9 protein-coding genes are annotated in these 10,433 nt (G+C 69.1%); 8 read left to right on the plus strand and 1 reads right to left on the minus strand.

Features of this window, described 5'->3' with window-relative positions; all coding sequences use genetic code 11:
- Positions 1 to 513: 513 nt before the first annotated feature.
- The 6 genes from ON21_RS39955 to recN all read left to right on the plus strand — a co-directional run bounded on the left by ON21_RS39955 (position 514) and on the right by recN (position 6,861).
- On the plus strand, positions 514 to 1,716 hold the full coding sequence (locus tag ON21_RS39955; RefSeq protein WP_086006396.1) for a hypothetical protein: 1,203 nt from the start codon (positions 514 to 516) through the stop codon (positions 1,714 to 1,716).
- A gap of 397 nt (positions 1,717 to 2,113) precedes the next feature.
- A complete protein-coding gene (locus ON21_RS10285; protein ID WP_039797477.1) occupies positions 2,114 to 3,004 on the plus strand; it encodes an HAD-IIA family hydrolase in 891 nt (296 codons plus the stop codon).
- 13 nt (positions 3,005 to 3,017) lie between these two features.
- Positions 3,018 to 3,320 (plus strand): hypothetical protein, encoded by a 303-nt coding sequence (locus ON21_RS10290; protein WP_174372159.1) that lies wholly within the window; start codon positions 3,018 to 3,020, stop codon positions 3,318 to 3,320.
- 1 nt (position 3,321) lies between these two features.
- Positions 3,322 to 4,143: a TlyA family RNA methyltransferase gene (locus tag ON21_RS10295; RefSeq protein ID WP_039797478.1), complete on the plus strand. Its 822-nt coding sequence runs from the start codon at positions 3,322 to 3,324 to the stop codon at positions 4,141 to 4,143.
- Positions 4,140 to 5,099, plus strand: a complete 960-nt coding sequence (locus tag ON21_RS10300) for an NAD kinase (protein ID WP_039797487.1) — start codon at positions 4,140 to 4,142, stop codon at positions 5,097 to 5,099. The genes ON21_RS10295 and ON21_RS10300 overlap by 4 nt, the downstream gene beginning before the upstream one ends.
- On the plus strand, positions 5,077 to 6,861 hold the full coding sequence (recN, locus tag ON21_RS10305; protein WP_039797479.1) for a DNA repair protein RecN: 1,785 nt from the start codon (positions 5,077 to 5,079) through the stop codon (positions 6,859 to 6,861). Before ON21_RS10300 ends, recN begins: the two co-directional genes overlap by 23 nt.
- A gap of 9 nt (positions 6,862 to 6,870) precedes the next feature.
- On the opposite strand, the gene ON21_RS10310 is transcribed toward recN, so the two are convergent.
- Entirely contained in the window at positions 6,871 to 7,290 is a 420-nt protein-coding gene (locus tag ON21_RS10310; protein WP_039797480.1) for an SRPBCC family protein, read from the minus strand.
- Between the two features lie 1,289 nt (positions 7,291 to 8,579).
- On the opposite strand from ON21_RS10310, the gene steA reads away from it, so the two are divergent.
- Positions 8,580 to 9,794, plus strand: a complete 1,215-nt coding sequence (steA, locus tag ON21_RS10320) for a putative cytokinetic ring protein SteA (RefSeq protein ID WP_039797482.1) — start codon at positions 8,580 to 8,582, stop codon at positions 9,792 to 9,794.
- Between the two features lie 9 nt (positions 9,795 to 9,803).
- On the plus strand, positions 9,804 to 10,433 hold a 630-nt coding region (locus ON21_RS10325; RefSeq protein ID WP_039797483.1), incomplete at its 3' end, for a copper transporter.

A 10,433-nucleotide genomic window follows, 5' to 3' on the forward strand; every position in this document is an offset into this window, starting at 1 on the left:
TAGGGGACCCAGACTCTGGGTCCCCTATCGGCGTTTGAGCACCTGGATGGAGCTCTGGCGAACCTGCCGTGCCCGCGCCCCACCGCAGGTACGTGATTGACTTGTGGGAAATACCGACTTCTCGGAACAAAGAAAGGGAGCACCGTGCCGGAACAAAACGACGATCGGAAGCCCTTCCGGCGCGGCGCTCCCGATTCCGGGTCCGGCCGGCGAGGCGACAGCCAGGACGCGGGCCGCCGTGGCGGAGGATTCAACCGTCGAGGTGATTCCGGGGACCGCGGCGGCTACAGCCGCGGCGGCGAATCGCGCGGTTACGGTGCACGGGATGGTTCGTCCGACCGGGGTGCCTTCCAGCGCCGCGACAATTCCGGCGGGTCCGATCGTCGCGGAGACAGCGGTGGTCAAGACAAGCGCGGCGGGGAGCGTGGCGGATTCGGTCGCCGGGACTCCGGCGACCGGACCGGTGACGCCGGTGGCTTTCGCCGTGGCGGCGACGCGCCCAAGCGCGGCGGTATCCAGCGCAGGGACGACTCCGCGGGTCGTGGCGGCGCCGGTCGAGGTGCTTCTGGGGACCGCGGCGGCTTCCGGCGCTACGAGGATTCCGACGAGCGCGGCGGTTTCAAACGCCGGAGTGATTCCGGAGACCGGCGCGACGAATCGCGGGGTGGCTTCCGCTCGGGCGGCGACTCCGGTACTCGCGGAGGGTTCCATCGTGGTGAGTCCGCCCGCGGTGGATCCGACCGTCGTGGTGACGCTTTCGGCGATCGAGGTGACGCTCGTCGCGGTGAAACGGGCGAGCGGGGCGGGTTCAAGCGTCGTGGTGACTCCGGCGACCGCGGTGACGCTGGACGGCGCCGTGAGTCCGGTTTCCAGCGCCGCGATGACGATCGCCGTCGCCCCGCACCGGAACGTGAGGGTCGGCACGGCGTGGACCGCGAGGATTCGACACCGCGTGGCGAGTCGCCGCAGGAACGTCGCAGGGGCGGCGAAGGGGCCCGGGTCGGCGGGGGCCGTTCGCTCGACCGCCGGCCGCCGCGTCCGGAGGAACCAGATCTGCCGGATGAGGTGCAAGCGACCGATCTCGACTCCGCTGTGCGGCGTGACCTGCTCAGCTTGGACAAGGGCAACGCGGAGACGGTCGCACGCCACCTGGTGATGGCGGTGCGTCTGCTGGACGACGATCCCGGGCTCGCTCTCGCACACGCCAGGGCTGCGCGGCAGCGCGCCGGGCGGATCGCGGTCGTTCGCGAAACCGCGGGAGTTGTCGCCTACCACGCCGGGGAATGGGCGGAGGCTCTCTCGGAGCTGCGTACCGCGCGCCGGATGTCGGGCGGTTCCGGTCTATTGGCCGTCATGGCCGACTGTGAGCGTGGCCTGGGGCGTCCGGAACGGGCGATCGAGCTCGGTCGCAGTGACGAGGCGCGTGCCCTGCGCGGCGACGATGCCGCCGAACTGCGCATCGTCGTCGCCGGCGCGCGGATGGACCTCGGTCAGTACGACCAAGCCGTCGTGACACTGCAGACTTCGGACCTCGATCCCTCCCGGACGGGCTCGGCCGCGGCCCGCCTCTTCTACGCCTACGCCGATGCACTGGTCGCCGCGGGCCGCACCGACGAGGGCCTCACCTGGTTCCTGAACGCCGCCTCGGCCGACTTGGATGGCGAGACGGACGCCGAGGAACGCGCCGCCGAACTCACCGGGGACAGCGACATCTGATTTTGCCGCGGGTGCGGCCTGCACAGGCCCCTGACGAGGGGCGTTGTCGTCGGTGTCCTCGACCGGACAGGTCTTGATCGGCGACGGTGAAGGAGACAGGCGGTTGCGCCGTGTGTAGTCGGTCCACCTGAAGCGGTGCAGGCGACACCAAATCCTTAGCCGACCGGTGGACGCCTGTAGCGGCAGCGGAATCCGGGATACCTCCGTCACCCGTAGTCATCGTTGTACATTCGGCGTCGTGCTCCGACGCTTGTGCTCTGGCGCCGCGAGAGTGGCTGACGCCACGTCTTTTCGGTCCGCTCGCTGGCGTAGTGTCGATGTCTCGGACTCGCCGGGCGGAGGGTCCTGCGGTGATGAGTCGGCACGATGCCGATCGGTGACACGGAGTGAGAGTGGTGTGAAGCGACTACGAGATCGCTACCGAGCCCTGCTGCTGGATCTGGACGGCACGCTGTATCGCGGTCACGAGGTGATCGAGGGGGCGCCGGAAGCGCTCGCCGCGGAAGGCCGGGCCGACCAGCGGCTGGTGTACGTCACCAACAACGCCAGCCGCGGTCCGCAGGTGGTGGCCGCGCATCTGTCCGAACTCGGCTTCCCCGCATCTCCCGACGACGTGGTGACCAGTGCGCAGGCGGCGGCGCGGCTGCTGGCCGAGCGGCTCGAGGCAGGTGCGCCCGTGCTGGTGGTCGGCACCGACGACCTGGCCGATGAGGTGGACGGCGTCGGGCTGCGGCCGATCCGCCGCTTCGACGGTGACGCGCCCGCCGCTGTGGTGCAAGGACATTCACCCCACACCTCTTGGCCCGACCTCGCCGAAGCCGCCTATGCGCTGCGTGCGGACGCACTGTGGGTCGCGGCGAACACCGACCGGACCCTGCCGAACGAACGCGGCCTCGCCCCGGGCAACGGTGCGATGGTCGCCGCGCTGCGTGCCGCCTCCGATCGGGAGCCGATCGTGGCGGGCAAACCGTATGCGCCGCTGCTGGAGGACGCGCTCGTCCGGGCCGGTTCCCGCTCCGCTTTGGTGGTGGGTGACCGTCTCGACACCGATATCGAGGGCGCCAATCGCGTCGGTCTGGACTCGTTGCTTGTGCTCACCGGTGTGAGCACGCTGGACGAATTGCGCAAGGCGCCGGACGGGCAGGTGCCGACGTATGTCGCCGACTCGCTCGACGCCCTCAATCACTCGATCGTGGCGGCCGATCCGGATGCCGACCTCGGCGAGTTGCTCCAGCGCAACCCGGGGCGAGCCGTCACGGTCCGCGCGTCCGATTCGGAAATCCGATAGCGTTGACGCCACGATGACTACTCCCATACCTCGTCCGAACGGCCCCGGTACGGCCGCTGGTGCACCGGGTCCCCGCCCCGGTGTCCCGCTGCCCGGTCAGCACCTGCCGGGTGCGCAAGGGCGTCCGGAGCCTGCCGACCCGGAACGTATCCGCGGCGAGGTCGACAGCCTGCTCGCCGAACTCGACTTTCCGGGCCGAGCCGGGGCCGCGACCGACAGCGCCGAGGCCGGAGTCGACATCACCCGTCGCGCTCGCATCCTGGAGCAGGCACATGACGTGCTGGTACAGGCCTTGGCCACGGTGGACAAGATCTGAGGTGGCCAGACGCGCGCGGGTGGACGCGGAACTGGTTCGCCGCGGGTTGGCGAGATCGCGGGAACACGCGGTCGAGCTGATCGGCGCGGGTCGCGTCCTGATAGCTGGAACGGTCGCGGTGAAGCCGGCGACCGCCGTCGAGGCGGGCACGCCGCTGGTGGTCCGCGAAGAGCCCGACGAGGTGTCCTGGGCCTCGCGCGGTGCGCACAAACTGCTGGGGGCGCTGGAGCGGTTCGAGCAGGACGGGCTTTCCGTGGCGGGCAAGCGCTGCTTGGACGCGGGCGCCTCGACCGGCGGTTTCACCGACGTTCTGCTGGCACGGGACGCGCGGGAGGTGGTCGCGGTCGACGTCGGCTACGGCCAGCTGGTCTGGCGCCTGCGCAACGACGAGCGGGTCCGGGTGTTCGATCGGACCAACGTGCGCAATCTGACGCCCGAAACCATCGGCGGCACGGTCGAAGTGGTGGTGGGCGACCTGTCGTTCATTTCGCTGAGCCTGGTGCTGCCCGCGCTGGCCGCGTGCGCCGCGCCGGGAGCCGACCTGCTGCCCATGGTGAAACCGCAGTTCGAGGTCGGTAAGGAACGGGTGGGCTCGGGCGGCGTGGTGCGTGATCCCGCATTGCGCGGCGAAGCGGTGCGCACCGTGGCGGCCGCGGCCGCGGGGTTGGGCCTGCGCACCGCCGGTGTCGTGGCGAGCCCACTGCCGGGCCCGTCGGGCAATGTCGAATACTTCTTGTGGCTGCGCAACGACGGACCGTTCGACTACGACGGCGAGCGGGTCGCTGCGCTGGTCGAGCGTGCGGTTGAGGAGGGTCCACAGTGAACGCGCTGGCCCAGCCCTGCGGCCGGGAGATCTTGCTGGTATCGCATCCGGGTCGCGCGGAGATCATCGAAACCGCCCACCGGGTGGCGAAGATCTTCGCGGACGCGGGAATCTGCCTACGCGTGCTCGCCGACGAAGCGGACAGCACGCGGTTCGAGGCCGAGCCGGGCGGTTTTCCGGTACGCGTGGTCGAGCACAGCCCGGAGGCGGCGGTCGGCTGCGAGATGGTGCTCGTGCTCGGTGGCGATGGAACGTTCCTGCGTGCCGCCGAGTTGGCGCGCCCGGCCGGGGTGCCGGTGCTCGGGATCAACCTCGGCCGCATCGGTTTTCTCACCGAGGCCGAGGCCGAGCACTTGGACGAGGCGCTCGCTCAGGTGGTCCGGCGGGACTACACCATCGAGCACCGGATGACCATCGACGTCACGGTGCGGATCGAGGACGAGGTCGTCGAGAGCGGGTGGGCGCTGAACGAGGCGAGCATCGAGAACGCCTCGCGCATGGGGGTTCTGGAAGTTGTGCTCGAGGTCGACGGCCGCCCGGTGTCGTCGTTCGGCTGCGACGGCATCCTCATCTCCACACCTACCGGATCGACGGCATACGCCTTCTCCGCGGGCGGTCCGGTGGTATGGCCGGAACTCGAAGCCTTGCTGGTGATTCCGAGCAATGCCCATGCCCTGTTCGCGCGACCGCTGGTGACCAGTCCGGATTCGCGGATCGCGGTCGAGTCCGTGGCGACCGGACACGATGCGATAGTTTTCCTGGACGGCAGGCGCACGCTCGCATTGCCCAGCGGTGGCCGGGTCGAGGCGGTTCGCGGCGCTCGACCGGTGCGCTGGGTGCGGCTGGACTCCGCACCGTTCGCCGACCGGATGGTGCGCAAGTTCCAATTGCCCGTGACAGGCTGGCGTGGCCGACGGCGAACGGAGAGCACAAGTGCTGACAGAGATCAGGATTGACGGGCTTGGCGTCATTTCCACGGCGACCGCGCAGTTCCACGCGGGACTGACCTGCCTGACCGGCGAGACCGGCGCGGGCAAGACCATGGTGGTGACCAGCCTGCATCTGCTCAGCGGTGCGCGCGCGGACGCGGGCCGGGTCCGGCTCGGCGCGTCCCGTGCCGTGGTCGAGGGCCGGTTCACCATCGACGACGTCAACGACGCCGCCCGCGCCGAGGTCGCGCAGGTGCTGGAGGCGGCCGCGGCCGAGCAGGACGACGACGGCAGCGTCATCGCGATTCGCACCGTCGGCAGCGACGGGCGTTCGCGTGCGCATCTCGGTGGCCGCGGCGTGCCCGCCTCGGTACTGGCCGATTTCACCGCGCCGATGCTGACCGTGCACGGCCAGAACGATCAGCTGCGTCTGCAGCGCCCTGATCAGCAGCTCTCGGCGCTGGACCAGTTCGCGGGCGACGCGGTGGGCGCGTTGCTGCGGAAATACCAGGTGCTGCGCCGATCATGGCTCGACGCCCGCACCGAACTGCTCGAACGGACCGCGCGCAGTAGGGAATTGGCCCTCGAAGCCGATCGGCTGAAGCACTCGCTGAACGAAATCGACGCCATCGCGCCGGAACCCGGCGAAGACGTGCGCATCGTCGACGAGGTGCGCAGGCTCAGCGATCTGGACTCGCTGCGGGAGGCGGCGGCCACCGCGCACGCCGCGCTGGCCGGACCCGGCGACGCTCCCGAAGACGGTTCGGGCGCGCTGGAGACGCTCGGCGCCGCGCGCGCCCGCATCGAAGCCGCCGACGATCCGGCGCTGGTCGCGCTCGCGCCGCGCCTGGCCGAGGCCATCGCCGTGGTGGTCGACGTGACCACCGAACTGAGCGGGTACCTCTCGGACCTGCCTTCGGATCCGGGTGCGCTGGATTCGCTGCTCACCCGGCAAGCGGAATTGAAGACACTGACCCGCAAGTACGCGCCCGACATCGATGGCGTACTGGCGTGGGCGCAGGAGGCGCGCACCCGGCTCGGCTCGCTGGATGTCTCCGAGGAGGCGTTGGCGAAGCTGGCCGCCGAGGTGGACATCGCCGCCGAACGGGTGCGGGAGGCGGCGAAGAAGCTGAGCGCCGCGCGGACCAAGGCGGCGGGCAAGCTGGCGTCCGCGGTGAGCGCCGAACTCGGTGGCCTGGCGATGGGCAAGGCGCGTCTGGAAGTGGAGGTGCGCCCGGTACTCGCCGGCGCGCAGGACTCGGCGCCGCTCACCGTCGACGGCAAGGAATTGCACGCGGGGTCCACGGGCATCGACGAGGCCGAGTTCCGGCTGGCGGCGCATTCGGGTGCGCAGTCGTTGCCGTTGAGCAAGAGCGCGTCCGGCGGTGAGCTGTCCCGGGTGATGCTGGCGCTGGAGGTGGTGCTCGCCGGGTCCGATCACGGAGCGACCATGGTGTTCGACGAGGTCGACGCGGGCGTCGGCGGGCGAGCCGCGGTGGAGATCGGCCGCAGGCTGGCCCGGCTGGCGCGCACCCACCAGGTGATCGTGGTGACCCATCTGCCGCAGGTGGCGGCGTTCGCCGACACCCACCTGGTGGTCGACAAATCCGACGACGGCAAGGGCACTGTCAACAGTGGCGTCCGTGCGCTCACCAACGACGAGCGGGTGGTCGAGCTGGCGCGCATGCTGGCCGGTCTCGACGACACCGAGACCGGCCGGGCGCACGCGGAGGAACTGTTGGCGACGGCGCGCGCCGAGAAAGCGGGCGCCGAGGTGGCCACGCGCTGAGCGCGCCGGTCAGCGCACCGCCTTCTGCGCACCCTTGATGAACAGGCCGATCAGGTTCTTCAATCCGAACTCCAGCACCTTGGCCGGCACCGGAAGCGACGGGTCGGACTCCATCGTGTAGGAGACCAGGGTGCCGTTGTCGGCGTCGGCGAAGGTGACGATGCCGACGTGCCGCTTCACCGGCGCGCCCTTGACGATCTTGTATTCCATCCGCTCACCGGGCACGAGCTTGGTGATCTCTTCGGTGACACCGACCGGGCCCAGGCCGATCAGATGCCGGGCGCCGACGCCCTCCCGCTCGGTCAGGCCGGGCTTGACCAGCTTGACCTGGGCCGGGATGTAAGGGCTGATGCTCTCGCGGTCGGCGAAGAGCCGATACACGACCTCGCGCGGGGCGGCGATGACGGCGTCGACGGTGGTGCTGGCCATTAAGTCTCCTCTTCCAGTTACGTGTGACCGGCAGCATATAGCTACAGCGGGCGCGGCTCGGTGATCGTGTCGTCCGCATCACAGTCGGCGGCGAGTCGTCCGGGTGGCTCAATCCTCTACGCCGCCGGCGTAACTGTGGCGTAGTGCCGCGGTCGACGCGCGGTGGCGGCGGTGTCGAGGGCGCCGGCGTCCCGATCTACTGGTGATATCCGTGAGAACCCCTGTGATGATGTGGAGAGGATCGTCGGAACCATGTATGGCGTAGATGCGCCTGCGCAGTCCACTGCGGCAAAGCGGCGACAGGTCAGTGCTTTTCGCACGCAAAGTAGATGCCACGCGCATCGATGTCCGTAATGTCCGATTCATGATCTACTATTGATGTCAGTAGATGAACGGCGGGTGAATTCCGTCGGACAGCAGGCAGCGCCGAGGCAAAGGGGCCATCATGCGCAGTGTTCTGTCAGTGCAGATCGAGACCGGCGGCCGTGGTCATCGTTTCCCGGCAACCGGGCGAGGTGGGGGGCGGTCGAAAAAGGGAGCGTTCGCACTGATCGTCGCCGGTCTTGCCGCGGGGACGGTCGTCGCTGCGGGTGGCGCCGGCGCGGAGTCCTTGTCGCGCTCCGACCACTCGGGGCGCTCGGGTTCGCACGGCGACTCGACGGGGTGGCACGGAATTGATCCGTTCGGGTATCAGCACTCCGACCCGAATCCGCTGCGGCAGAACGAACATCAGCACGCTCTGCGGGAGTATCACCGACAGAACAAGCCGCGAACCGGAGAAAGTGGTGTCGACAACGGCACGGGCGAAACCGCTTGGACCCGGACGCAACGTCCCGACGGCAGTGGCTGGACCGTGTGCCGTCCGCAGGCGAAGTGGTGCTGACCGATGAGCGAGACGCGGGAAATCGGCGGCTGCCGCTTCGCGACGGACGCGGCGATCTCGCGCGCAGTCGGAGTCGCTGCACACGACATCGCTTCCGGCTCCGAGTAGCGAACAGTTCGCTGAGTGCGGGAAGTGTGCGGTGCTGCCCGGTGCGAGCGAGTCCAAGTGCAATTCGCGAGTCGATTGCTGACCCGATATCTTTGGGGCGGCATTGAAGATTTGATCTTCGGTTGATCACGCAGAATCCGCTGCACCATGGCGTTTGATAAGGGTTGATGCACGGACTGCCGGAAGCGGTTACTGTCCGTCGACTCAGATTGCCGACTCATAGCGAAATGCTCGAAGCGAGCCGAGGAAGTCGGCGCGCCTCCAGCAATGGTTGAGGGTTTGCGGTCATCATCGCTGCATGAAGATGCCGGCGCTGTTGTCGAGAAACACCGAAACGCTTCCTGGTCTGATCGGGACGGCCCGGGTGGATCGCAACACCCGGCGGCTGCTCGGCCGGGTCGGGCCGGGCGACATCGTCGTCCTCGACGAGATGGACCTCGATCGGATGACCGCCGACCGGCTGGTCGAGGCGCGCGTCGGCGCGGTGATCAACACTTCGCCGTCCATCTCCGGCCGCTACCCGAACCTGGGCCCCGAGGCGCTCGTGTCCCACGGGATCCTGCTGCTGGACACGGTGAGCTCGGATGCGTTCAAGAAGATCAAGGACGGCGTCAAGGTCCGCGTCGACGGCGGGGTGGTCTATGCCGACCGGCTGATCAAGAAGGAGCCGGAGGTGCTCGTCGAGGGCATCGAGCTCACCGAGCCCGCCATCGCGGAGCGGATGATCGAGGCGCGCAACGGCTTGGCCGATCACCTCGAGGCTTTCGCCGGCAACACCATCGAGTTCATCCGCACCGAGAGCGCGCTGCTCATCGACGGGTTCGGCGTGCCGGAACTGGATCTGGTGGTGAAGAACCGGCACGTGGTGGTCGTCGCCGACGGTCCGGATCACGCCGAGGATCTGCAGCGGCTCAAACCGTTCATCAAGGAGTACGCCCCCATCTTGATCGGGGTCGGTCGTGGCGCGGACACCCTGCGCAGGCGTGGGTACCGGCCCGACGTCATCGTGGGCGACCCCGAGGAGATCACCACCGCCACGATGAAGTGCGGCGCCGAGGTGATCCTGCCCGCCGACACCGACGGCCACGCCAAGGGGCTCGAACGCATCCAGGACCTCGGCATCGGCGCGACGACCTTCCCGTCCTCCGGTTCGGCCGCCGATCTGGCGCTGCTGCTCGCCGACCATCACGGCGCCGCGCTGATCGTCACCGCCGGAGCGCCCGCCTCGCTCGACGACTTCTTCGATCGGGGACGCCGCGACAGCAATCCGGCTACCTTCCTGACTCGGCTCAAGGTGGGCACGAAGCTGATGGACGCCAAGGCGGTGGCCACCCTGTACCGCAACCGAGTGTCCGGGGTGGCCGTCGCGCTGGTGGTGCTCGCCGCGCTGGTCGCGGTGATCGTCGTGTTGCTGGCATCCAACAGCGGCGGCGACGCACTGGACTGGGGTGTGGACCTCTGGAACCGCTTCGCGCGGTGGGCGCAAGGGCAAGCCGGAGCTTGGGAATTCTGAGGGAGAATCATGATTTCGCTGCGCCAACACGCCATCTCGATCGTCGCGATCTTTCTCGCGCTCGCGATCGGTGTGGTGCTCGGATCCCAGACGCTCGGCGCCGATCTGCTGTCGGGATTGCGGGCCGACAAAGCCGATCTGCGGCAGCAGGTCGACACCCTGACCGAGCGGAACCGGCTGCTCGACGAGCAGACCGCGGCCGCCGACCGGTTCATCGCCGGTTCGTCGGGTCGCATTCTCGGCGGTGCGCTCGCCGATCGCAGTGTCGTCGTGTTCACGACCCCCGACGCCGATCCCGGGGACGTCGACGCGGTGACCAGAGCGCTCACGGCCGCGGGCGCGGGCGTCACCGGACGGATCGCGCTCACCGAGGCGTTCGTAGACGGCACCGAGGGCGATCGGCTGCGCACGGCGGTCACGAACGTCATCCCGGCCGGAGCGCAGCTGCGTACCGGCGCGGTGGACCAGGGCAGCCTGGCCGGGGATCTGCTCGGCCTGGTGCTGTTGCTCGATCCCGCCGGCGGGCAAACCCGGAGCACCCCCGAGGAGCTCGAGCTGGTCCTGGAGACCCTGCGCGGCGGCGGCTTCCTGGCCTACGGCGACACGCCGGTGCGGCCCGCGCAACTCGCGGTCGTGATC

The sequence above is a fragment of the Nocardia araoensis NBRC 100135 genome (assembly GCF_000308435.1).
Lineage (GTDB): Bacteria > Actinomycetota > Actinomycetes > Mycobacteriales > Mycobacteriaceae > Nocardia > Nocardia araoensis.

What these genes read in the sequence shown, in the direction of transcription:
- ON21_RS10310 (WP_039797480.1), bottom strand. Translation starts at nt 7,290, where the DNA reads ATGGCCAGCACCACCGTCGACGCCGTCATCGCCGCCCCGCGCGAGGTC.
- steA (WP_039797482.1), top strand. Translation starts at nt 8,580, where the DNA reads ATGAAGATGCCGGCGCTGTTGTCGAGAAACACCGAAACGCTTCCTGGT.
- ON21_RS10290 (WP_174372159.1), top strand. Translation starts at nt 3,018, where the DNA reads ATGACTACTCCCATACCTCGTCCGAACGGCCCCGGTACGGCCGCTGGT.